Origin of the sequence: Yeosuana aromativorans, assembly GCF_014646655.1 — a bacterium.
GTDB lineage: Bacteria > Bacteroidota > Bacteroidia > Flavobacteriales > Flavobacteriaceae > Yeosuana > Yeosuana aromativorans.
Map to the genome: position 1 here is coordinate 161,152 of NZ_BMNR01000005.1, position 24,971 is coordinate 186,122.

Annotated in this window: 24 protein-coding genes; 13 read left to right on the forward strand and 11 right to left on the reverse strand. The window is 34.5% G+C overall.

What is annotated here, in order from left to right; translation table 11 throughout:
- Window positions 1-47: 47 nt before the first annotated feature.
- Entirely contained in the window at window positions 48-1,220 is a 1,173-nt protein-coding gene (locus IEW94_RS12035) for a hypothetical protein (RefSeq protein ID WP_188653367.1), read from the reverse strand.
- 504 nt (window positions 1,221-1,724) lie between these two features.
- On the opposite strand from IEW94_RS12035, the gene IEW94_RS12040 reads away from it, so the two are divergent.
- Window positions 1,725-2,585, forward strand: coding sequence for a cupin-like domain-containing protein (locus IEW94_RS12040; protein ID WP_188653369.1), 861 nt, complete (start codon window positions 1,725-1,727; stop codon window positions 2,583-2,585).
- Between the two features lie 60 nt (window positions 2,586-2,645).
- On the opposite strand, the gene IEW94_RS12045 is transcribed toward IEW94_RS12040, so the two are convergent.
- The gene (locus tag IEW94_RS12045; protein WP_188653371.1) at window positions 2,646-3,284 is read right to left on the reverse strand and encodes a hypothetical protein; all 639 of its coding nucleotides are present in this window, start codon (window positions 3,282-3,284) and stop codon (window positions 2,646-2,648) included.
- A 167-nt stretch (window positions 3,285-3,451) separates the two neighbouring features.
- Here IEW94_RS12045 and IEW94_RS12050 point away from each other — a divergent pair, with 167 nt between their 5' ends.
- Window positions 3,452-4,522 (forward strand): DUF3667 domain-containing protein, encoded by a 1,071-nt coding sequence (locus IEW94_RS12050; protein ID WP_188653373.1) that lies wholly within the window; start codon window positions 3,452-3,454, stop codon window positions 4,520-4,522.
- A 19-nt stretch (window positions 4,523-4,541) separates the two neighbouring features.
- Here the strand turns inward: IEW94_RS12050 and uvrA are convergent, their stop codons facing one another.
- The gene (gene uvrA / locus IEW94_RS12055; protein WP_188653375.1) at window positions 4,542-7,331 is read right to left on the reverse strand and encodes an excinuclease ABC subunit UvrA; all 2,790 of its coding nucleotides are present in this window, start codon (window positions 7,329-7,331) and stop codon (window positions 4,542-4,544) included.
- Between the two features lie 281 nt (window positions 7,332-7,612).
- Here uvrA and IEW94_RS12060 point away from each other — a divergent pair, with 281 nt between their 5' ends.
- Entirely contained in the window at window positions 7,613-8,197 is a 585-nt protein-coding gene (locus IEW94_RS12060; protein WP_188653376.1) for an RNA polymerase sigma factor, read from the forward strand.
- A gap of 230 nt (window positions 8,198-8,427) precedes the next feature.
- On the opposite strand, the gene IEW94_RS12065 is transcribed toward IEW94_RS12060, so the two are convergent.
- A complete protein-coding gene (locus tag IEW94_RS12065; protein WP_188653378.1) occupies window positions 8,428-9,087 on the reverse strand; it encodes an endonuclease III domain-containing protein in 660 nt (219 codons plus the stop codon).
- Window positions 9,088-9,121: 34 nt separating this feature from the next.
- On the opposite strand from IEW94_RS12065, the gene bcp reads away from it, so the two are divergent.
- Window positions 9,122-9,580, forward strand: a complete 459-nt coding sequence (bcp, locus tag IEW94_RS12070; protein ID WP_188653380.1) for a thioredoxin-dependent thiol peroxidase — start codon at window positions 9,122-9,124, stop codon at window positions 9,578-9,580.
- On the opposite strand, the gene IEW94_RS12075 is transcribed toward bcp, so the two are convergent.
- The 4 genes from IEW94_RS12075 to IEW94_RS12090 form a co-directional block, all read right to left on the reverse strand.
- Window positions 9,577-11,034 (reverse strand): TonB-dependent receptor, encoded by a 1,458-nt coding sequence (locus IEW94_RS12075; RefSeq protein WP_188653382.1) that lies wholly within the window; start codon window positions 11,032-11,034, stop codon window positions 9,577-9,579. The two genes, bcp and IEW94_RS12075, sit on opposite strands and share 4 nt — an antisense overlap.
- 109 nt (window positions 11,035-11,143) lie before the next feature.
- Window positions 11,144-12,541, reverse strand: coding sequence for an NAD(P)(+) transhydrogenase (Re/Si-specific) subunit beta (locus tag IEW94_RS12080; RefSeq protein ID WP_188653384.1), 1,398 nt, complete (start codon window positions 12,539-12,541; stop codon window positions 11,144-11,146).
- An 83-nt stretch (window positions 12,542-12,624) separates the two neighbouring features.
- Entirely contained in the window at window positions 12,625-12,933 is a 309-nt protein-coding gene (locus IEW94_RS12085) for an NAD(P) transhydrogenase subunit alpha part 2 (protein ID WP_188653386.1), read from the reverse strand.
- A 2-nt stretch (window positions 12,934-12,935) separates the two neighbouring features.
- The gene (locus tag IEW94_RS12090) at window positions 12,936-14,048 is read right to left on the reverse strand and encodes a Re/Si-specific NAD(P)(+) transhydrogenase subunit alpha (protein ID WP_188653388.1); all 1,113 of its coding nucleotides are present in this window, start codon (window positions 14,046-14,048) and stop codon (window positions 12,936-12,938) included.
- A 195-nt stretch (window positions 14,049-14,243) separates the two neighbouring features.
- Here IEW94_RS12090 and IEW94_RS12095 point away from each other — a divergent pair, with 195 nt between their 5' ends.
- Window positions 14,244-15,005 (forward strand): MBL fold metallo-hydrolase, encoded by a 762-nt coding sequence (locus IEW94_RS12095; RefSeq protein ID WP_188653390.1) that lies wholly within the window; start codon window positions 14,244-14,246, stop codon window positions 15,003-15,005.
- Between the two features lie 14 nt (window positions 15,006-15,019).
- A complete protein-coding gene (locus IEW94_RS12100) occupies window positions 15,020-15,523 on the forward strand; it encodes a hydrolase (RefSeq protein ID WP_188653392.1) in 504 nt (167 codons plus the stop codon).
- Here IEW94_RS12100 and IEW94_RS12105 read toward each other — a convergent pair.
- Window positions 15,520-15,891: a DNA topoisomerase IV gene (locus IEW94_RS12105; RefSeq protein ID WP_188653394.1), complete on the reverse strand. Its 372-nt coding sequence runs from the start codon at window positions 15,889-15,891 to the stop codon at window positions 15,520-15,522. The two genes, IEW94_RS12100 and IEW94_RS12105, sit on opposite strands and share 4 nt — an antisense overlap.
- Window positions 15,892-15,928: 37 nt before the next feature.
- Complete coding sequence (locus tag IEW94_RS12110; protein WP_188653396.1) at window positions 15,929-16,309, reverse strand: helix-turn-helix domain-containing protein; 381 nt, start codon at window positions 16,307-16,309, stop codon at window positions 15,929-15,931.
- 301 nt (window positions 16,310-16,610) lie between these two features.
- Here IEW94_RS12110 and IEW94_RS12115 point away from each other — a divergent pair, with 301 nt between their 5' ends.
- The 7 genes from IEW94_RS12115 to IEW94_RS12145 all read left to right on the forward strand — a co-directional run bounded on the left by IEW94_RS12115 (window position 16,611) and on the right by IEW94_RS12145 (window position 23,715).
- On the forward strand, window positions 16,611-17,768 hold the full coding sequence (locus IEW94_RS12115; RefSeq protein WP_188653398.1) for a M14 family metallopeptidase: 1,158 nt from the start codon (window positions 16,611-16,613) through the stop codon (window positions 17,766-17,768).
- A 70-nt stretch (window positions 17,769-17,838) separates the two neighbouring features.
- On the forward strand, window positions 17,839-18,318 hold the full coding sequence (locus IEW94_RS12120) for an Lrp/AsnC family transcriptional regulator (protein WP_188653399.1): 480 nt from the start codon (window positions 17,839-17,841) through the stop codon (window positions 18,316-18,318).
- 185 nt (window positions 18,319-18,503) lie between these two features.
- Window positions 18,504-19,955, forward strand: coding sequence for an MBOAT family O-acyltransferase (locus IEW94_RS12125; protein WP_188653401.1), 1,452 nt, complete (start codon window positions 18,504-18,506; stop codon window positions 19,953-19,955).
- 5 nt (window positions 19,956-19,960) lie between these two features.
- A complete protein-coding gene (locus IEW94_RS12130; RefSeq protein ID WP_188653404.1) occupies window positions 19,961-20,920 on the forward strand; it encodes a hypothetical protein in 960 nt (319 codons plus the stop codon).
- A 62-nt stretch (window positions 20,921-20,982) separates the two neighbouring features.
- Window positions 20,983-21,948 (forward strand): ATP-grasp domain-containing protein, encoded by a 966-nt coding sequence (locus IEW94_RS12135; protein ID WP_188653406.1) that lies wholly within the window; start codon window positions 20,983-20,985, stop codon window positions 21,946-21,948.
- Window positions 21,932-22,624, forward strand: coding sequence for an HAD family hydrolase (locus IEW94_RS12140; protein ID WP_188653408.1), 693 nt, complete (start codon window positions 21,932-21,934; stop codon window positions 22,622-22,624). Before IEW94_RS12135 ends, IEW94_RS12140 begins: the two co-directional genes overlap by 17 nt.
- A complete protein-coding gene (locus IEW94_RS12145; protein ID WP_188653410.1) occupies window positions 22,621-23,715 on the forward strand; it encodes a GNAT family N-acetyltransferase in 1,095 nt (364 codons plus the stop codon). Before IEW94_RS12140 ends, IEW94_RS12145 begins: the two co-directional genes overlap by 4 nt.
- A gap of 12 nt (window positions 23,716-23,727) precedes the next feature.
- On the opposite strand, the gene IEW94_RS12150 is transcribed toward IEW94_RS12145, so the two are convergent.
- Window positions 23,728-24,969, reverse strand: coding sequence for a GNAT family N-acetyltransferase (locus tag IEW94_RS12150; RefSeq protein WP_188653412.1), 1,242 nt, complete (start codon window positions 24,967-24,969; stop codon window positions 23,728-23,730).
- Window positions 24,970-24,971: the final 2 nt, after the last annotated feature.

Genomic DNA, 24,971 nt, shown 5'->3' on the forward strand with positions numbered 1-24,971 from the left:
TTGAGGCAAACGTATCGCAGGGCTTTCCAACTAACCAACCAAAATTGTTATGACCGTCTTCTTGTATTAGCCGATCTTGTATTGTGACTAGAATTGTTTCTACTTGTTGTGGCTCTGGCTTTACTTGGGGCAGTACGTGCTTTTGATGGTTGCACTACATGTTGCCTACTTTCAGTATGCCGTTGCACTTGTTGAGAACTTCTAGTATTATTTGCTTTATTATATGTACGAACATTTGATGGATTTGGTTTTTGAGAAACCCGATTATTTTGCTGTCTTATAACTTCACGATTTCTTATATCTGTGTTCGGTTTGTATGTTCTGTTAACGTTTTCTTGCGTTCTTCTAGTATGGTCCACTTGGGAATTGTTTATAGTAGAACTTGAATAATTACGATTTGTAGCTGTTCTGTTTACTGAATTATTACTCGCAATGCGTCTTGCGTTATCAGCTTGAGCGTAATCGCGTCTAGTACTGGTATTCGTTCTTAATTGAGAATCATGGCTTCGTTTATCATTGTTGCTTCTGTAAACAGTTGCATAATTTCTATTTCTCACTACGGCACTTCCACGTCTGCTGGCAACGGCAGTGGTTCGTCTGTGATTATTATAGTATGGCCTTGTGTATTTATAACGCACGGGCTCATAATAACGTCTGTAAGGTCTGTTGTACACTACACAATAATCTCTTGATGGCACTCTGTAGTAATTATGCCAAGGTCTGTATACATAATGTCTGTTATAGATATTAATATATCCTGTACAGTATGAAAACTGGTGGTATGGGTTATAGTGAACGTATAATCCACCAACTCTAGATACATATCCAAAACTGTTGTAATAAATGTTTACGTTTCCGGCTTGACTGATGCGTCCATAATAATCATAATAAATAGGCACATTTTCTATTTGAATAATGGCACCGTACTCATCATATTGCACATAGGCGTTATAATCATATCCAGAATTAAAGCTAAAGTTTACGTTTGGTGACCCAATGCTAACACTAACGTTTGATCTGTTATTTCCTAAAATGTTAAAATCAAATTGGCCGTCACGAAACACTGAAAATTCAATGCCACCTTCTACAAATATGAAAGAATTTCCATAACCATTTATATAAGTAGATGTATTAATCGTGTTGTTGATTGTGTTGGTTGTGGTTGCCGAAGCTGTTAATCCTGCGAAGATTAAACCTGCTAATATCAATATTCTTTTCATAACTGTAAATTTTAATTGTTGTACAGTCTACTATTTACAAACAGCGTGCCAAAAAACAGCAGCATTAATTAAGTGATTGATAATCAGTTTAAATTAAAAGTTGATAACTATTTTAATAACTCAATTAGTTTAAACATTTATCTTCAATTACTAAAACAGATTTTATAAAACTAATTTTAGACACAGAATTAAGGTATGAATTGATAATAAAGGGAAATAACTATTCATAACAAAAATCCCAAAACCTAATTAATGACTTTGAGATTTTTTCAATTAACTAACTCAAACTAAAACTAATGTCTGTTCTTTTTAAACTTTTTTAGTTCGTGTCCTTTTTTGTAGTAGAAATAACTATCGTCATAATCGTTGTTAAAAAGTTCTGATTGCCAAGTATATGTAAATTATTTATTTGTCCTTGTTTTCATGTCATTTATCGTAATTCTTTTTGAATTATTGTGAGTTAATATGAATAATTATAATTTAGTTTTATAAACCACCAAAACCATGGATATACTAGAAGACATTTTGTTGAGGAGCAAAAGTTTGCCCGAAACGACAAATTTCGATCCTGAAAATTTTAAAACCAATTACCTTAGTAAAAAAAAACCAATAGTGCTCAAAGGCTATGCAAATAATTGGGAAGCCAAACGGAAATGGAATTTAGATTTTTTTTCGAATTTAAATAATACAAAAGTCACTTTAGAAGTTGGAAATATCTTTCAAAATGAAACACATTTTGTGAAAGATGATTTGTCTTCTTATATAGAAAAATTAAAAGAGGAAGAAAAAACTAAAGTTAAAACTAAAACCTACTTGTCTTTGTTTAACGTTTTTAAAACATTTCCTAAGTTAAAACAAGATATAGATTTTTCTATATTCACAAAATTTACTAAAAAAAACAATACGTTTGCATGGATTGGACCATCAGGAACTATTTCAGGTTTTCATTGGGATACACAAAATAATATATTAGCCCAAATAAAAGGTGAAAAATTAGTTTTATTAGTATCTCCTCAATACAACAAAAACATGTATAAAAGTAAAAAGTACGACGCTGCTTCTGTTTTTAGTGAAGTTGATATTAATAATTATGATGAAAATAAACACCCTAAATTTAAATCTGCAGAAATTCATTCTGTTGTTTTAAAACCTGGAGATGCTTTATTTATACCTAAGGGATGGTGGCATTATGTGAAATCACTCGATGTATCTATCAGTGTAAATAATTTTGGATATCTCCTAAAGGATATGTTGTTTTATAGACTTATTGATAGTTTAAAGTACAGATTGCACTTATTGGGTTTGTATGGTAACAAAAATTGTACCTGTCATAAATTTATTGATGGAAAAATGGTTTCAAAATAAATTGAAAATCCCAAAACCAATTAATAGCTTTGGGATTTTCAATTAACTATCAATTTAAAACTAATGCCTGTTCTTTTTAAACTTTTTTAGTTCGTGTCCTTTTTTGTAGTAGAAATAGCTATCGTCATAATCGTTGTCATAAAACATATCATTGTTTGCAGCATAATAACTATTTAAATGCCTGTTTAAAGGATTTACATAACCTTTGATATTTACAATTTGTCCCCAATGGTTATAATTAACCCGTAAACCTCCAACTTTTGAGATCAATCGGGTTCCTCTATTGTAGTCAATATCTACAGAACCTATTCGGGTAACATGTCCCATACGGTCATAGTAAATAGGCGTGCTTTCTATTTGGATTATTTTTCCAAATCTGTCTTTAAAAACCATTGGTTCTCTAAAACGATTTGACGTATATTTCACTTGCACACCTCTTGTGGCATAAACCGCATTAACCGTGGTTCTTCTTGAATTTGAGTAGTTGTTGTACAGTTTTCGTTGTATTTCAAAATCAAAACTGCCGTCAGGAAATAGTGAGAACTCAATACCGCGTTCTACAAATACAATGGGTTGTACAAACCGATACTGTTTTGTAAGCTCTTTATGAACTTCTTTTTTCTTAGGCTTTATATCTGATGCTGATATCGTTGTTATACTCAATAACAAACTGGTCATAAAAAGTAGTAGTGTTTTCATAATCATAGAATTTTAAAAGATGCCTACTCTTTAGCTTTTCGGCTTCCGCTATTGCTATAAGAATTCAATTTGCGTGCCAAAAACATAAGTGTTTAAAAATCAGAATATTTACATTTATTGAAATGTGGTTGGTTTTTTATATTTTTATATCAAACTGACTAACTCCAATGAAACAAAAGCTTGTTACCTGTAAAAACTGTGAAAAGGATTATGAAGAAGGGTTTCAATTTTGTCCGCATTGTGGACAAAAAAAAGATGACGAACTCACGCTTGGTGTCTTATTCTATAATACAATAAGCAATTATTTTTCCTTTGATGCGCGCTTTTTTAAAAGCTACATCCCTTTGATGGTTAAACCAGGCTATTTGGCCAAGCAGTTCGTGCAAGGGAAACGGTTGTTGTATTTGCATCCAGCGCAGATGTATCTGTTTATTTCCGTGATTTTTTTCTTTTTATTTTCAATCATTAGCAGAGACCAAATACAGAATGTTGATAAGGCCTTCAAGCAGGATTTGAACATATCTAAAGTTTCAGATTCTTTAGCAGCAAAAAACACTATAGATTCTATTAAAATAAAGGAATTAGCACAACAACTAAAAGACAATGGCATTGCTATTCCAAATAAAAATATTGATGTTAACACGTTGGATTCTTTAGCAAATTCAATTGATAAAAAAAAGCTGAACGCCTCTACTGCTTTTGATTTCAATACCAAAAAAGTGGATTCACTCATAGCCATAGATGCACCAAATGCAGAAATTTATAAAGCCATGGGGTTGCCTGATGATGCGGGATATGTGAAACGAAAATTATATGCACAGGGTCTTAAACTATACAGACAGCGCAATGGCGGCTCCATCTTACAAATGTTTTATGACAGTATTCCTATAGCTATGTTTGTGTTGCTTCCTATTTTTGCTTTATTGCTAAAGCTGTTTTATTACAGAAAGGGACCATTTGCATACCATCTAGTATTTACCTTTTACTTTTTTTCATTTTTATTTATGGTATTTAGCATTTTAATTCTGGCTAACCTTCTTTTCCAATTGTCCGCCGGTTCGATAAGTTTGGTGATACTATCAACGTTTTTATATTTGCTTCTGGCTGTAAAACGGTTTTATGAACAAGGCTTCGGTTTGAGCTTTATTAAAAGCAGTGCCATTTCGTTCTTATTTTTATGCTTTGTAATTCCATTGGCAATCGTTACCATGGGTGTTACGGCATTTATGTTTTATTAAATAGATGTAAGAAGAGAAATTATTGGAGTTTCTCTTTTAAATAGTGACCTGTTACAGAAGCTTTGTCATTAGCTATATCTTCTGGTGTGCCTTTAGAAACAATGTGTCCACCATTTTCTCCACCTTCAGGACCTAGGTCAATAATATGGTCGGCGCATTTAATAAGTTCCAAATTATGTTCCACAACAATGATGGAATGCCCTTTTTCTATAAGAGCGTTAAACGATTTCAGCAGTTTTAAAATATCATGGAAATGTAGGCCTGTGGTTGGCTCGTCAAAAATAAAGAGTGCTTTCTCTTTATTGTTTCCTTTTCCTAGAAAAGACGCTAATTTAATACGTTGCGCTTCACCACCGGAAAGGGTAGAAGAACTCTGACCAAGCGTGACATAGCCAAGACCAACATCCTGTAAGGGTTGTAACTTCTGCTTGATTTTTGATTGTTTATTCGTATCGAAAAAAGTAATGGCATCATCAATGGTCATATTTAAAATATCATCAATGTTTTTACCGGCGAACATCACTTCAAGCACTTCTTTTTTAAAGCGTTTGCCTTTACAGGTTTCACACTCCAGATGCACATCAGCCATGAATTGCATTTCAATGGTTACTTCACCTTCGCCTTTGCAAGTCTCACAGCGTCCGCCATCTACGTTAAATGAAAAATGTTTGGCTTGAAAGCCTCTTATAGCACTTAATTTCTGATTGGAGTATAAGGCTCTAATATCATCATAGGCTTTTATGTAGGTCACAGGGTTTGAGCGCGAGGATCTGCCAATCGGGTTTTGGTCCACAAACTCGATGTGGTTTATATTGCTGAAGTTCCCTTCCAAAGCTGTAAACTGTCCGGGTTTATCACCAAAATCTGTTAATTTTTTCTGTAAGGCCGGATAGAGTATTTTTTTGACCAAGGTGCTCTTTCCACTACCGGACACGCCTGTAATTACAGTTAACATTCCTAATGGAAAGCTAACGTCAATATTTTTTAAATTATTTTCCCGGGCTCCAATAATATCCACGTGGTATTTTGATGTTCTTCGTTTTTTGGGAACTTCAATCTGTAAACTGCCATTAAGATATTTGGCCGTTAAGGATTCTGATGCAAGAATATCATTATAGTTACCATGTGCCACCACTTCACCACCAAAGGTGCCTGCCTCGGGACCAATATCAATAATGCTATCGGCCGCTTTCATAATATCTTCATCATGTTCAACTACAATGACTGTATTTCCTAAATCACGTAGTTGTTTTAAAACCAAAATCAAACGCTCGGTATCTTTAGGATGTAGACCAATACTGGGCTCATCTAAAATATACATGGAACCTACCAAGCTACTTCCTAAGGATGTTGCTAGGTTGATACGTTGGCTTTCACCTCCAGACAGTGTATTGGATTTTCTGTTTAATGTCAAATAATCCAATCCTACATTGGATAGAAAGGACAATCGGTTATTAATTTCCTTTAAAAGCCGGCTTGCCACTTGCGTGTCATAGTCATTTAACTCCAGTTGGCTGAAAAACATAGCCAATTTACTTAAGGGCATTTCTACCAAGTCTGTTATGGTGGCTCCATTTATTTTTACATAATTAGCCTCTTGTCGCAATCGCTTGCCATTACAAACTTTACATTTTGTTTTACCGCGATATCGTGATAACATAACACGGTTTTGGATTTTATAAGCTTTGGCTTCCAGTTCGGCAAAAAACGAGTTTAAGCCTTCAAAATATTGATTGCCATCCCAAATCAATTGTTTTTGCTCAGCAGTTAATTCAAAATAGGGTTTATGAATGGGGAAATCAAATTTATGTGAGTTATTAACTAATTGGTCCCTATACCAACTCATGCTTTCACCACGCCATGGAAAAATGGCGTTTTCATAAATGGACAAACTGGTGTTAGGGATAACCAAATCATCATCAATACCTATGATATCGCCGTAACCTTCACACTTTGGGCAGGCGCCATACGGATTGTTAAAGCTGAATAAATGCACGTTTGGTTCTAAAAACGTCATCCCATCCAGTTCAAATTTATTGCTAAAATGCCGTTGGGAATTACTGTTTAATGTTTCAATGATGCATTCTCCCTTGCCTTCAAAAAAAGCTGTTTGAACGGCATCTGCCAATCTGTTTTGAAAATCCTCTTCATTTTTTATGATAATCCTGTCAACAACCAAATAGATATCATGTATGGATTCATCAATATCCAGTGATTCATCAATCCGCATAACATCATCTTTTACTTTAATCCTTGCATAGCCTTGTTGTTGCAAAACCTTTAATTTATCGGTCATTTCGCGTCCAGTCTCTAAATGGATAGGAGCCAGGAGAAGCAATCGTTCACCTTCCTCAAAGCCCATTAAGTAATTCAATACATCTGAAACTGTGTCTTTCTTGACCTCGTTTCCAGAGATTGGTGAATACGTTTTGCCAATTCTTGCGAACAACAGTTTTAAGTAATCATAAATTTCGGTTGTTGTCCCTACGGTTGAACGTGGATTGGTAGAGTTCACTTTTTGTTCAATGGCTATGGCCGGCGCAATGCCTTTTATGTAATCAACCTTTGGTTTGTTCAGTCTGCCCAAGAATTGCCTTGCATAACTGGACAAACTCTCAACATAGCGTCTTTGGCCTTCGGCATACAATGTATCAAATGCTAAACTTGATTTTCCAGAACCAGATAACCCTGTAATGACAACCAATTTATTTCTTGGTATCACCACATCAATATTCTTTAAATTGTGCAATTTGGCACCTTTTATAATTATATTTTGCTTTGGATTTACGTCTGAAAGAGTTGTTGCCATAAGTTTTTAAGGAATAATCTTGCAAAGATACTACAAGTAATTAATCTATGTAAATATATTTGTTTTCAAAATCCACAAAAGCATTTTAACGATAATTGCATCTAAAAATTACGTTGTTAGCTATTTATAATTTAAAAAAAACACATATTTTTTGTTTTTTAGGAATGATTGTTGTTATATTTGACATATAATCAAAACAATTCTCGCCTATAGCAGAACATTACTTTTAAACAGATAACCCCAAGCAAAGAAGCTAGCTTCTCTGCATTAAAGTAATGAATATGCAACACGAAATTTTACAAGACGCTGCTTTAGTGACCAATTATATTCACGGTGATGAAGGTGCTTTAGAAATACTCATCACGCGGCACAAGCAAAAAATATATAGTTTTATTTATTCAAAAGTATATGATAGGGATATTACCGAAGATATCTTTCAGGATACTTTTATAAAGGTCATACGTACATTAAAACGCGGTTCTTACAACGAAGAAGGTAAGTTTTTACCATGGGTCATGCGTATAGCACACAATTTGGTGATTGACCATTTTAGAAAAAACAACAGAATGCCCAAATTTGATAACAGTGGCGAGTTCAGTATTTTTTCTGTTTTGAGTGATAGCACTTTGAATGCAGAAAAACAAATCATTAAAGATCAAGTTGAAACTGATGTAAGACGTTTGGTTGATGAGCTTCCTGAGGATCAAAAAGAGGTATTGTTGATGCGCATTTATAATGATATGAGCTTTAAGGAAATTTCAGATAAAACGGGTGTTAGTATCAATACCGCTCTGGGAAGAATGCGATATGCGCTCATCAATTTGAGAAAAATAATAGAAAAACACAATATAGTTTTGACGAATTAGACAATAAATTAAATTTTGCTGCGTTACTATTTTAATTCACTTAAAATTATAACTAATGGCAAAACTTTACACTAATGATTCTATTGAAAAATTGAACAATTTAAAACCGAAGGAAGAAACGGTTAATTTTCTTCTAAATTATTCTAAGGCTTTAAGTGTTATTAATTGTAATAAGATGAAGTTTGAAGCACTTCTCAACTAAACTTTGAAAAAGTCCTGATAGTTAGTCATCAGGACTTTTTTGATTTATAATAGTCCTCAATAACAGACTTGCGCCCAATTGTCTTTGTAATGATATCTTTTTCCAAATCCCAGCCGCGTGCAGGAGAATATTCCCTGCCATACCAAATAATTTGCAAATGCAAGTCGTTCCAAAGTTCTTTTGGAAACAACCGCTTGGCATCTTTTTCGGTTTGAACCACATTTTTTCCGTTGCTTAAGTTCCATCGGTACATCAATCTGTGAATGTGTGTATCTACGGGAAAGGCCGGAACCCCAAAGGCTTGCGACATCACCACACTGGCCGTTTTATGACCAACTGCTGGTAACGCCTCAAGAGCCTCAAAACTTTTAGGCACCTGTCCGCCATGTTGTTCAATTAAAATTTTGGAAAGCCCATGAATGCCCTTGCTTTTCATAGGGGATAAGCCAACAGGTTTTATAATATCCCTTATGTCCTCAACCGAAAGTTTTACCATGTCATACGGGTTATCAGCTTTTTCAAATAACAGTGGTGTTATTTGGTTGACCCTCACATCGGTGCTTTGTGCCGATAACAGTACTGCTATCAATAAAGTATAAGGATCTTGATGATTTAACGGTATTGGTATTTCAGGGTATAAATCCTGAAGCGTTGAAATAACAAAATCAACGTTTTCTTTCTTGGACATTTATTGTATTTTAGTGGTCACAAAGTTAAAAATTATGACAACATTAAAGGTAGGGGATAAAGCTCCAAATTTTAAAGGATTAGATGAACAAGGACAAACCATTTCATTGTCTGATTACAAAGGGAAAAAGTTGGTTGTTTTCTTTTACCCAAAAGCCAATACACCCGGATGCACAGTTGAAGCATGTAATTTAAGAGATAATTATAAAGTGCTAAAAGAAAAAGGTTATGAACTGCTTGGTGTTAGTGCTGATAGTCAAAAAAAGCAAGAAAATTTTAAAAATAAGTATGCATTTCCATTTCCATTATTAGCGGATGAGGATAAATCAGTTATTCAGGCTTTTGGAGTATGGGGTCCAAAACAATTTATGGGACGTACCTTTGATGGCATTCATAGAACGACTTTTGTCATTGACGAACAAGGTATCATATCAAAAGTAATTGATAAGGTCAAAACCAAAGACCATGCAGCGCAAATACTTGATAATGATTAAGAAAGCTTATTAAGCCTTCTTCGCGATGTGTACCCAAATAAACGTTGGTCTTTTATAATATGGGCAATACCTTCAGGTAACATGTCTTCCCAACCTTCTTCACCATCTTGAATCATTTTTAGTACTTCCCGTGACAGGATATCTAAAATATCAGGATTAAAATCTTTAATGTCAATTAGTTTACCATTGTATTTAAAGAATTTATACAACTCTTTCATACGTGGATGGACTTTTAGGTTTTCACTGGTATAAAATTCACCTGTGTCATGGTTTTTAAGTGGATAGAGATACACTTTTAGATCCTTAAAGAATAATTTACCGAATGCCTCTAAAATACCACCACTTAATTGACGATAGTATTTTTCATCAAAAATTTGAATGAGATTGTATACGCCCATGGCTAATGCCATTCTGGCTTTAGTGAATTGCGCAAAATATTCCACCAATCTGTAATATTCCTGGAAATTGGTAATCATGACCGTTTGTCCTAAAGAACATAACAATTCAGCCCTGTCTAAAAAGTCGCGCTCGTTTATTTTACCCTCAGCACGCAGATTGGTTAAGGTTATTTCAAAAACAATTTGAACATTGTCTTTATTTACGGTTTTTTCTGCTAAAAATAATTTTTTGGCTTTTTCATAGATATCCATATTAACCTTGGTGACCGGTCTAAAACTACCACGCAAGGCCAAAATGTTTTTTTTGTAAAGCTCTTGAGAGGGAAGCAGGTTCATACCGTCCGGCCCAAACATAACCGCTTCGGTCATCTCGTTTTTTACCAGTTGCAAACTCATCAGTCGGTTATCCACATACATAAATCTGCAACCGGAAAAGTTGATCATATCAATTTCAATCTGATCCTTTTCAATATTGTCATACAATGATTTCACGATTTCCTTGGGATCATCATGCATGTAAAACCCTCCAAAAATCAAGTTTACACCAAGCACACCAAGTGTTTCTTGTTGTAACTGGGCATTGGTTTGTTTAAACCTAACGTGCAAAATGATTTCGTTGTAATCTTCTAATGGGTCTAGTTGAAACTTGATGCCAACCCAACCATGTCCTTTAAATTTCTTGGTAAAATCAATTGTGGCAACGGTATTTGCAAATGCAAAAAACAACTTATCAGGATGTTTTTCTCTTGAAATGCGGTCTTCAACCAATCGGACTTCATGGTTAAGCATTTTTCGCAACCTGGACTCGCTTACGTAACGGTTATCACTTTCAACCCCATAAATGGCGTCACTAAAATCCTTATCATAGGCTGACATGGCCTTGGCTATGGTTCCAGAACTTCCTCCTGCACGAAAAAAATTACGAACGGTTTCCTGTCCGGCACCTATTTCGGCAAACGTTCCGTAAATGTTTTCATTGAGGTTTATTTGTAAGGATTTCTGCTTGATAGTCAGAATCTTACTGATTTCTTTATCTCCTTTTAATTTTAAAGTCATAGTTTTTTTATTACCACAAAAATAGAAAAAAAAATAAAGTTAGTGCACAAATAAAGAAAGCCATTTCAGGATATGAAACGGCTTTAACATAATTTAAGATTTTAAGTGCCTACATGCCCTTTAATTCTGATATTAGGGACTGAATGACGGATTTGGCATCTCCAAACAGCATTGAGGTTTTTTGATTGTAAAACAATTCATTTTCAATACCCGCATAGCCAGGGTTCATACTTCGTTTGTTTATGATGATGTTTTTAGCGTTTTCAACTTCCAGAATAGGCATTCCAAAAATTGGACTTGAAGGATTTGTATGTGCGGCAGGGTTAACAACGTCATTGGCACCAACCACAAAAACCACATCCGTGTTTTTAAATTCGGGATTCACGTCTTCCATTTCGGCGAGCTTATCATAATCCACGTTGGTTTCAGCTAAAAGTACGTTCATGTGGCCAGGCATGCGTCCTGCCACCGGGTGTATGGCGTATTTAACTTCAATTCCTTTGCTGGCTAACAATTGTTCTAATTCATGAATAGCATGCTGTGCTTGGGCTACGGCTAAGCCATATCCTGGAACAATGATGATTCTTTGGGAATAGTTCATTAAAATGGCGGCATCACTAACTGTTGTTTTTTTAATGGAACCTTTCATGGTTTCAGAAGCACCATCACTAGCTGAGACATCGCCACTGCTTCCAAAACTTCCAAAAATGACATTTACCAAGGATCTGTTCATGGCATCACACATGGCAAATGTTAATATGGTGCCCGCAGAGCCTACTAGAATACCACCTGTAAGCATAACCATATTTCCGTATAAAAAACCTCCAAGAGCAGCTGCAAGTCCTGTAAATGAGTTCAACAAGGAAATCACAACTGGCATATCGGCACCTCCAATTGGTAAAACAAACAAAACGCCATATGCCAAAGCTCCAAAGAACAGGACATATAAGAATAATTGACTGTCGGTTCCTGACCAAGCAATAAATGTTGCAAATAAAATTAGAACGATGATTATAAGATTATTAAGGATATTGTATTTTGGCAATCGTAACGGTTTTTTTAAGGTTCCGTTTAATTTGGCCCAGGCTATCATACTGCCTGAAAAGGAGATACTACCAATAATGATACCTGCCACAATGGTGGCAATGGACATGGTTTTACCAGTATAATGCTCAAATTCTATAAGTCCTATTAATGCGGCGCTGGCACCTCCCATACCATTAAAAAGGGAAACTAACTCGGGCATTTTAGTCATGGCTACTTTTTTGGCTATCATCCAACCTAAAATGGTTCCTATAACGATTGCGGTAGCAATCAAAATATAGATAAACGAAGGTACTTCACCTTGGTAGAAAAAAATGGTTCCCAAAATTGCCATGGTCATACCAGCTGCAGCTATTAAATTCCCTTTTCTGGCGGTTTCTGGTTTCCCAAGCATCTTTAAACCAAGAATGTAGGTCATGGAAGCTATTAGATAGATAAACTGAAGGCTAAATATATATTTCATCGGTTTGTGTTTATTGTTTTTTAGTGGCTACACCATCATGTAACCCATGTTTTGTGACTACTTATTCGCCACGGATATATTGATTATTTTTTCTTTTTAAACATTTCCAGCATGCGGTCGGTGACCACAAAACCACCAACCACGTTAAGCGTTCCCAATAAAACAGCTACAAAGCCTAGGGCTTGGCCTAAATAGTTTTCTGGGTTTACACCAAGCAAAACTAAAATGGCACCAATGATTACCACGCCGTGAATGGCGTTGGCACCAGACATTAAAGGCGTATGTAGAACTGCAGGCACGTGCCCAATAATTTCAACTCCAACAAATATCATCAGTACGACGATGTAAATCATTTGGATATTGTCACTTATAAATTCTATTAATTGTGTCATGATTATGATGTTTTTCCGTTTTGTCTTATGGTTCCGTTGTATACGATGAGCGTCTCATCTGTGATTTGGTCTTCTAAATCCCATTTAAACTGATTGCCTTCTGTTAAATGCACCAAGTAATTAAACGTGTTTTTGGCATACAGATCACTGGCATTGGTAGATACACTTTCTGGTGCAATGGTTGTTCCAATAATTTTAACACCGTGTTTCACTACCGTTTTGTTCATCACGCTAAGTTCACAGTTTCCACCTTGCGCAGCGGCCAAATCAATAATAACAGCGCCATTTTGCATCTGTTTTACTTGTTCTTCGGTAATTAACAGGGGAGATCTTCTACCAGGCACCATGGCGGTTGTAATCACTAAATCTGCTTTAAACAACGATTTATCAACCGCTTCTTTTTGACGTCTAGCATAATCTTCAGAAGCTACTTTAGCATAACCGCCTTCGGATTCCTCTCCGTTATTATCCACTAAAATAAATTTAGCGCCCAGTGATTCGGCCTGTTCCTTGGTTTCTGTCCTGATATCTGTTGCTTCCACAATAGCACCTAGGCGTTTGGCAGTTGCAATGGCTTGAAGCCCCGCTACACCAACTCCGTAAACCAACACGCGGGCAGGCGAGATGGTTCCGGCGGCCGTCATCATCAGTGGGAATATTTTGGTCATTTCGTAAGCACCCTTAATAACCGCTTTATAACCGGCTAAATTGTTTTGCGAACTCAATACGTCCATATCCTGGGCCCTTGATATTCTGGGCATAGCATCCATTGAATAAGCGGTAGCACCGCGTTCTGCAATGATTTTCATGTCATTGGGATGGGATTTATGGAAGAGTTGCGCAATCACAATCTGTCCTTTTTTGAGTTTTTCAAGCTCCTTGTTGTCAAACGGATTGATCTTGATTAAGATATCCGAATTTTTAAAAAGATCTTCTTTTGTTCGAATACTGGCGCCCGCTTTACTGTAATCTGAGTTTTTGTAAGATGAATTGGCTCCTGCGTCTTCTTCTACACGAACATCAAATCCTTTTTCAATAAGTTGTTTGGCGATTTTTGGGGTGATGGCGACTCTGTTATCACCTTTTTGGGTTTCTTTTAAAACACCTATTATCATTTGGGTAGAGTTTAAGTTTTTAACTGCATAAAATTAAACTTTTGCCAGCGTTTAATATCTGATAATTATCATGTTTTATTTTAAATAATTGATTAGTTTTCTCGTTAAAACAAAGGTGTTTTCGTAAAAAGACACCGTGTTGTCTTGGGTTTAAATAATTAGTTTTAAATTTAAACCCATTTTACTTTTATTCTTATGAAAATAACGTTTCTTGGCACTGGCACATCACAAGGTATTCCGGTTATTGGAAGCGAACATCCCGTTTGCCTGAGCAACGATTTCAAGGACAAGCGATTACGGGTTTCTGTGTTGGTAGAGTGGGATGGATATGCTTACGTTATTGATTGCGGCCCCGATTTCAGGCAACAAATGCTACGGGCAGGATGTACTAAAATTGATGGCATTGTTTTTACCCATGAACATTCTGATCATGTAGCCGGATTGGATGATGTGAGGCCGTTTTATTTTAGACAAGGCGATATTAAAATCTATGCCCATGAGCGTGTTATTGCTTCCTTGTCAAAGCGATTTGATTATATTTTCAATACGGAAGATAAATATCCAGGTGTTCCCACACTTTCGGTGAATGTTATTGAAAACAAACCGTTTATATTAAAAAACCTTGCTGTGGTGCCCATTAATGGATTGCATCATCAATTGCAGGTTTTTGGCTTTAGGTTTAAGGATTTTGCTTATTTGACGGATATGAAAACGGTTGATGATGAGGAAATCAAAAAAATCAAAAACATAAAAGTTTTGGTCATTAATGCGTTACGTATTGAACCGCATATTTCACATTTCAACCTAGCGGAAGCACTTGAATTTATTAAAAAGGTAAATCCCAAAACGGCTTATATTACGCACATCAGCCATTTAATGGGCTTTCATGAAGCCGTTCAGGAGCGTCTTCCGGATGGTGTTTTTTTAGCTTATGATAATTTACAACTTACTATATAGTACTTACTTTACTTATGAAACAGCGCATTTTTATTTACTTGTTTATTTTTTCAGCATTGTTGAATTTGTTTCAATATGTCAATTCCAAACGATTGTTTGAAGTTCAAAATAAGCAATTGGAAACATCCCATAGCAGAGTTGAAACCTACAAGGATTCTATAGCATCGCTTGAAGAGGACATTTTAAATCTATTGCATTTTAATTTAGAGCGAAATGAAGATGCCATATCTTATTTTGAAAATAAAGGGTATAAAATAGATACATTAATTCCGTTTATTAAGGATGAACTCTACAAACTCAACGAAATAAAAGGAGACCATCCGTTGATTCCGTATGCAGCCAGTGAAGGCCGAAAAATGATGATTAATACAGTTAAACTCCTAAATCACAAATGGATTATAGCTGATTTTACGGATGGTGTTTTTTGGGGTGAGCTGTTTTTAACCTATGAAGTCACAACAGATAACGAAGTGAAGTTTAATGTTGTAGAATCATTTTTGTATCCCACAAATTCTTAGTCCACTTTGTAAGCTATTCCTTTTTGTTTTTTGTTTTCACCAACATAGGAGTACTCATAGGTGTAAGATGAATCAGTAGTCGATAATATTTTTAAGTCAATATCCTTTTGCTCAGCCATGTTTTTGGGGTGAATGGTCTTGAAAATGACCTCACAATCGTTTATCCATCTTACATGTGAGGAATCGGTTTTGCCTTCATAATATTCTACCTGAATATTTTTTGTGCGTGTAAAAGTAGACTTGTAAAGAATCCCGTTGATTGTGACCTCGCTTTTAAATGTACCGGTTTTAAAATCACTGCAGTTACGTTGTGTTTCAAAACAGCTAACAAATAAAAAGACAATTCCTAAGGCAAATAATTTTTTCATGCTTATGATTTGCGAACAAAATTACTAAAGAAAATGGTCAATTTTGGAAATTTTCAAAACTTCCGTCAGAATAGAAGATAACGATGCGCTCAATGATCTTTTCCTGAGGATTAGCAGGAACCATTTTTTTGTTAACTGCAGAATTTTGAATTGGGTCTTGTGAGGTGTCAATATTAACATTAGGTTCTGACTCCGCAGGAAACGTGCCTTTACCATTTAACAGCCAATACAATTCCACTTCAGGAAAGGATGACAGGATTTTTAAGACAAATTCCAAACTGGGTTTATTTCTACCTGAAAGGATATGAGAAATGCTTGATCGTTGTACTCCAATTTTTTCAGCAAATGAGGAGGCCGATTCTCCATAAAAATCCATGACTTTTTGTAGCCTTTCAGCAAATTTTTCAGTGTTTACCATTGTAAACAATTTAATATTAAATTTATTTTACAAATGTAACTAAATAAGCTGAGTTTCAGCATATATATATATATAAACTGATATATTAGTTAAATTAAAACATCATATAAATACTTTTAATATACTGAAAATAAATATAATAATATATAAATTTAATATTTAATAAATATGGCAATTCTTGTGTTTATAATTATGAATTGAAACCCTTACTAATGTATAATAATGTAAACAAATATTCGTTACATTTTTGTTTACAATTGTAAATACCTAAATGTTTACATTTGTATCTTAAATATTTTAAATGGAAATTGACATCTTAAAAGCGCTGTTTGAGCAGTACAAGGAACATCGTCTTTCACATCGTTATATAACAAATGATCATATCAAACCTTTAATTTCAAAATTAGATGACTCTGCCATTATTAAGACTATTGGGTACTCCGTTAAAGGTAAACCCATTTATGCCATCACCATTGGCCGAGGGCAAAAAAGAATCCTTATGTGGTCACAAATGCACGGTAATGAGTCCACTACAACCAAAGCCCTTTTCGATGTGTTTAATACCTTGACCTCTGGCAACTCGATTATTGAGCATATTATTAACACTTGTACGCTATATATTATTCCTATTTTGAATCCGGATGGTGCAGAGGCCTATACGCGGGTTAATGCCAATACTGTGGATTTAAATAGGGATGCCCAAGATTTATCCCAACCGGAAAGTAAGGTGTTGCGGCAGGCTTTCCTTTCGTTTAAGCCTCATTTTTGTTACAATCTGCATGGTCAGCGCACCATATTTAGTGCTGGTAGCAGCAAAAATCCAGCTACCGTGTCGTTTTTGGCTCCAGCTCAAGATGAGCAATGTACCGTAACAGATAACCGAAAAGTTGCTATGGAAATCATTGGTGTGATGAATACGATGCTGCAAACGCTGATTCCCAATCAGGTAGGCGTATATGATGATGCTTTTAATATCAACTGTGTGGGTGACACGTTTCAAAGTGAAAATGTGCCGACCATGTTGTTTGAAGCCGGTCATTTCCCAAATGATTATGGGCGTGACACGACACGCGAGTTTATTTATTACTCGATGTTGGAGTCCTTGGACTATATATCGAAAAACGACATTGACGGAAGGTATCACGAATCCTATTTTGAGATTCCAGAAAATGACAAATGTTTTTTTGACATCATTATTAGAAAGGCCAACATCAATCCAGGTACACAAGATGATTTTAAGGATATAGGCATTTTGTATCAAGAAACACTAAAAAATGGCAAAATAGAATTTATCCCAAAGATTGAGAAAATAGACAATTTATCCGGTTTTTTTGGTCATAGGGAAATTAACGCTCAAGAACATGAGGTGGTTACTGAGGATGAAACTGATTTGGAAACCGGTAGCGAAATCGTTTTCGTAACAATAAATAATAAGAAAATCTCATTATTATTGAAATAAAGTGTGAAAAATATATGTATTTTTCATTAAAAATGTATTAATTTTGTTTATTATTTAAAAATAAGCAACCATGGGGAAAATTAAATTAGACGAAATAGACCACCAAATTCTGGACATGTTAATTGACAATACCAGGATTCCATTTACAGATATAGCCAAAAAATTATTGATCTCTGCTGGGACTGTTCATGTACGTGTTAAAAAAATGGAAGAAGCCGGTATAATCAGAGGGTCGTCTTTAACCTTGGATTATAAAAAATTAGGCTATTCCTTTATTGCCTATGTGGGTGTGTATTTGAACAATACCTCGCAAACAAAATTTGTGTTGGAGCGCATCAATGATATTGCATTTGTAACGGTTGCCCATATTACCACTGGTAAGTTCAACATTTTTTGTAAAATACGGGCTAGAAGTACTGAGCATGCTAAGGAAATCATTTTCATGTTGGATGACATTGAAGGTGTTTACAGAACCGAAACCATGATTTCACTTGAAGAAAGTATTAATGACAAAAAGCGTTTGATGCATTCTATATTCAACGAGATGTAGTAAACCATTAAGCATATTAAATTTACAACCCTTTAAATCAAAGGGTTTTTTTATGCGCAATTGTTTTGCCTGTTATAGTCATAATATTACAATTCAAAGACTTTTTTTGAAATCTTAGTAGAAATATATGATGTTTGTTTATCAAAAATATGCTATTTAATCTCTTATTGTTATAACAATTTTATATGGTATTCAATTCTTTAGAGTTTTTTATCTTCCTTCCTGTTGTATTTGTGCTTTACTGGTTTGTTTTTAATAAGCATTTAAAGGCTCAAAACATCCTCATTTTAGTCTCCAGTTATGTGTTTTATGGTTTATGGGATTGGCGTTTTTTATCCCTTATTTTATTGAGTACTGTGGTAGATTACTATGTAGCCCTAAAAATTTATTCTTTAGAAGACAAGGTCAAACGAAAACAATGGCTTTGGGTTAGTGTTGTGTTCAACATAGGCCTTTTGGGCTTTTTTAAGTACTTTAACTTTTTTGTAGGTTCCTGGATAGATTTTATGTCCCTTCTTGGTCATGAGGTTAAGAGCCCTTGGATGTTGCATGTTATTTTGCCTGTGGGTATTTCGTTTTACACCTTTCAAACCATGTCCTATTCGTTTGATGTGTATTATAAAAAACTAAAACCAACCTCTGACTTTCTTTCGTTTGCAGCCTTTGTTAGTTTTTTTCCACAGTTGGTAGCTGGACCTATTGAACGCGCATCCAATTTATTGTCACAAATATTAAATAAAAGAACCTTTAGTTATGAACAAGCTGCCAGTGGTTTGAAGTTGATCTTATGGGGCCTGTTTAAAAAAGTGGTTATTGCCGATTCCATAGGTCCCATAGTTGATGATATTTTTGCCAATTATTCAACCTATCCGGCTTCTACGCTCATTTTAGGAGTTACTTTATTTAGCTTTCAGGTATATGGCGATTTTAGTGGCTATTCTGATATTGCTATTGGAACGGCCAAATTGTTTGGGGTTGAGCTTATGTCCAATTTCAAATTCCCACAGTTTTCCCGTAATGTAGCTGAATATTGGCAACGTTGGCACGTGTCTTTATCAACTTGGTTTCGGCATTATGTATATATTCCTTTGGGAGGATCAAAGGTCAGTAAATTAAAGTCGATCAGGAATATCTGTATTGTGTTTTTGATTAGTGGTTTTTGGCATGGTGCCAATTGGACTTTTATATTTTGGGGTGCGTTTCATGCAGTGGCCTTTATCCCAGTATTTTTAATGGGCCGTAATGCCATTTATAAGGACTCTGTAGTAGGGGAAAATACCCTTTTTCCAAGCTTAGTTGAGATTGGACAGGTGCTGCTCACATTTGGGATTGTCACCTTTTCCAGAATATTTTTTAGATCGGCATCCATAACCGATGCCTTTATGTTTATGAAACGAATTGTCACTGATTTTACCTATGAGCCATATCATCATCCCATGGGTTACCGCATGATTGATTATTATATTTTAATAGGGCTCTTTGTACTTTATGAATACCGTATTAGAAAAGATGAGCGCTCTCCATTTAAGTTTAAATCAAAAGCTGTTCGTTTTGTGTTTTATACGCTGGTCATTTTGGGTATGTTGTTATTTTATGATGATAGCATTGACAGATCCTTTATTTACTTTCAATTTTAGACATTATGAAAAAACTATTCTTGAAATTTATATTGTATGCCTTTCTCATTTTGTTGGTGTTAGAATCAATTATTCGAATATTTCATTTAACAAAAGATTATCCCACACGCTATGTAGATCAATATGGTGTTGAAAAATGGGTCCCTGACCAAGATGGGTATTCTGTTACCGGTATTAGACGTCAAAATTTTTCTGAATACCATATCAACGATTTTGGATATAACTCCTATAGGGAATTTAAGCCTACTAAAGATCGTTTTGAAATTGCTTTGGTGGGTGATTCATTTATTGAGGGATTTCATCAGAATTATTATAATTCCATCGGAAAAAAAATAGAGAACCAACTGGATAGCATTGAAGTCTATGAATTTGGTTATGCCGGTTATGATTTTGCAGATGAGCTTCATTTAATAGCACAATACCAATCAACCTTTGATTTAATTGATCATGTTTTTATTGGGATGAAATTTGAAAATGACTTAACGCGTGGTGACTATAGTATTTTAGCTGAAAGAATGAAACTTGAATCGCCTTTGTATAGATCCTTACGGCAAATAAAACTATTGGTGTATTTGCAAAACATCGGTGCTTTTGATGCGGCACGGGAGTTGACCAGAAAAATACTGTCAATAGGCATGCATTCTGAGAAGATAAGCAATCAGGGTAAAACAGATTTAGAAAGGAAGAGAGATTTACAGGAAAGCTATTTACAAAATTTTGAAAAACTGATACAGACTTATGGGTTTGATAAAAAGCGCTTTACGTTTTTATTGAATAAAGAAAAAACGCCAGACTTATTTTTGCGATACTTAGATGACCATGGCTTTGAATATTTAGATTTTTCTAAAACTTTAAATCAATCCAAAAGACCAACTACACTCATTTATGATATGCACTGGAACAATCATGGACGAACGTTGATTGCTCGTTTAATAGCTAATTATATAAAACATAAACCCATTTAATTGTCATTCACTTTTGTTACTTTTACCCAAGTATATAAAACTGTATTTAAACCCAATCTTTAATGAATATTTTAATAACATCAGCAGGTAGACGCGTTTCTTTGGTCAGAGCATTCCAAAAAGAATTGAAGGCCATTTTTCCACAAGGACAAGTTATGACTACAGATTTTAACATTGAACTGGCTGCCGCTTGCCACATATCTGACAAGGCTTTTCAATTGCCCTTGGTAGATGACAGTAATTATTTAAATTGCCTTATTGATGTGTGCTTAAACAATAACATCAAGCTCATTATACCTACTATTGACACTGAACTACATTTACTTGCCAAGCACTCAAAAAGTTTATTGAAAAAAGGTATTATTCCCATCATATCGTCCCAGAAATTTATTGATATCTGTAGAAATAAGCGGAACATGAATACTTTTTTTCGTGACAACAACATCCCTGTTGCCAAGGAATATTCAAAGTATGATTATACCTTGCCATTGTTTATAAAACCACAAAATGGGAGTAGAAGTGTTGACACGTTTATCATTCATAACCATGAAGATTTAACAGAATATCATTTTAAAAACCCTGATTTGATGTTTTTGGAATATTTGGACCATGCCGATTATGAAGAATTTACCTGTGACCTTTATTATGACAAACACCACAATCTCAAATGCGTGGTACCCAGAAAACGCATTGAAGTACGAGACGGAGAAGTCAACAAAGGCCTAACAGATAAAAACGAATTGGTAAACTATATCAAGACCCATTTGTCCCAAATAGATGGCGCTATAGGATGCTTGACCTCTCAATTTTTCAAACATAAGGAAAACGGCACCATTTATGGCATTGAAATTAATGCCCGTTTTGGAGGTGGTTATCCGTTGACCTATTTATCTGGTGCCAACTATGTTAAATGGATTCTTGAAGAGTATCTTTTAAACCAAGACATAACGTTTTATAATGACTGGGAATCCAATTTATTAATGCTGCGTTACGATGATGAAATACTAGTGCATGATTACAAAAAATAGAACCATATTGATATTTGATTTAGATGATACCCTTTATAAGGAACTTGAATTTTTAAAATCTGCTTATAAAGAAATAGCCATTTGTTTGTCTAAAGAAACAAACGTTCATTTTCAAGTGATCTTAAATGATATGATGGTATTTTATAACAGTGGTTTAAATGCATTTAAGGAGATATTGGATGCTTATGGTATACAGAACATTTGTGTTGACGATTTAATCAGCATATATAGAAACCATAAACCACAAATTTCTTTGAAAAAGCCTGTCAAAGATATGCTGTTCCGATTAAAACAAACGGTTTTTAAAGTGGGGGTCATTACCGATGGACGCAGCGTGCAACAGCGTAATAAAATTGAAGCCCTTGGATTATCCGATTATTTTGATGATATTATCATTTCAGAAGAATTTGGATCAGAAAAGCCCAATAAAGCCAATTACGCCTATTTTGAAAATCAATATGGAGGTGGTATGAATTATATTTATGTTGGTGATAATACCCATAAGGATTTTTTGGCTCCAAACGCTCTAGGATGGCATACCATCTGTTTATTGGATGATGGACATAATATACACAAGCAATCATTTGAACTGGAAAATAGCAAGCTGCCCAAACAGTGCATTACTCATGTATTGGATTTGGAATTTACCATAAACCAGGTAAAACACGTATTATGAAGTTACTAGTCAACAAAATATCAAATGAAGCTGATTTTAAACACTACCTAACCCTTGTAGAGTCGTTTGACATAATCAATCCATTTTACAAGATTTTAGGCTCCAATATCAATGAAATTATTGATGATAAACTGCGCTATTTCACTTTTCTCGACAAGGAAGGCGATATTTTGATACTCATGCCATTTTTATTGCGAAAAGTACCCTATAAAGACCATGAAGTGACTTATTTTGATGTGGTTTCTCCCTATGGCTACAGCGGTCCGCTATATAATGAAGACATGTCAAGAGGGTATCTTATTTTATTCTGGGAAGCTGTTGATGCATGGTATAAGGACAATAACGTTGTATCGGAGTTTATTAGGTTCAGCTTGAACCATAATTTTCAATTTTACTCTGGTGTATTAGTACCAACACTCACCAATGTCAAAGGGAAATTAATCCAGGAACAGGCACAATGGGATCGCTTTAAGCAAAAGGTTAGAAATAATTACCGAAAAAGTTTGGAACACAACTTAGAAGCAAAATTTTTGTGTAAGGATATCACCAACTCGGATATAGAAATATATTATGATATATACATTCAAACCATGAACCGGATAGGGGCAGAAGATGACTATTTTTATTCTTTGGAATATTTTAAAAATATCATTCAACTAAGCCAAGGTAATTTTGTGGTCGTTTTAATTTATAAGGGCAACATTGCCATATCAGCCGAACTGATATTAATAGCTGGCAACACCCTGTATTCATATTTGGGTGGGACCCTGGCTGATTACTTTCATTGTCGCCCCAATGACTTTTTAAAGATAGAAGTCATGAAATGGGCAAAAAGCCATAACTACAAATATTATCTGTTAGGCGGTGGCCGTGTTGATAATGACACTTTGTACCAATATAAAAAGTCCTTTTTTCCTTATGACAAGGATGTGATTTATTATACCGGCAGAAAAATAGTTAATGAAGCGATGTATCATAAACTGGATACCATAATGAATGCCAACGTTATTGTTGATGGTGTTGAGTCTGAAGAAAAACCTGATAAAAGTAATTACTTTCCAGCCTACAGGAAGTATCTTAATAAGGTATAAAACAGTTGGTTTTTATTTGTTTTTCAAAATAATTTTTTCGGTAATTGATTTTCCTCTAAGAAAATACACCCTTTCATCTTCTTTGGATTTGAAAATTGAAATGTCATTAACAGATTCAGAACTTTTATATAAAAATTCAATGATGGACTTTTTCATAACACTATTTGAAAGGCTATTAAAATCTAATTTAGTTAGTTGAGTGTCATTAGGTAAATTTTTAATGTCTATTCTTTTATACTCCAATTCAACATTCTTATTTTGGTTTCGTTTCAAGAAAAATATCACTTTGTGATATAGAATATGAATATTTAAATCCCTTAGTGCTTGTTTCCCACTAAAATAAAAATAAATAAATTGGCATAGTAGGTTAGCTCGTATTGATTTTGAGTCGTACAAAATATGATAATCAAAATAGTACTCCTTATTTCCCAATCGTTTTTTGTAATCATAATCCCCTTTAGAAAAATCAAAGATATCTATATTGTTTTTATAGCACCATTCAATATGCTTTAAATTGTCTATATAGCCTAAATTGAATTTGGAGTAATCAGGATCAAATACCGGTAATGCCGAGTACAGTACATTTGAGGACACATAATTTAAATATACCGATATTGGGATAGTATCATTATAAATGACAAATAAGGCGGCTTTGTTTTCTAAAATCAAATTGTAAATCAACTCTTGTAAATAGGACCACTTTTTTGGTGATAAATAATGATTGTTTATTTGTTTTTCTACAAAACGTTTCTGTAAAAGTTTATTGAAATAATCAAAGGCATAATCAAAATCCTCTTTTTTGGTTTCTTTGCCATATAATACCCCATATGTAATGTTAAAACAAGTTTCCAGGCGTTTTTTGGATTTATTGATTTTCCACCTACTATTAGAACTTAAATGGGTTTTTAAATAATCATCAGCATTTTTATACTTACTTAAATCCACTAAATAACCTATGTATTGCCTAACAGTTTTTAGTTTTAAACCATTAGTTAGCTCAATTTTTAAGTTAAGATATTCCGGTATGTCATAAACAAAGAAAACTTTGTTTTTATAATCAGTCTCATCCTTGTTTATAACATAATTTAAACCATTGGTTAAGTTCTTTCCTACGTTAACATACAATGGCAGTAATTTTGTTTTAACAAAAGAAATATTGGTAATAAATTTAAAATCAATAGCTGGTCTTCCATTGTTAAAATACTTTAACCAAATCGAAGCAAACGTATTAGAGATGAATGGATTATCTTTCATAA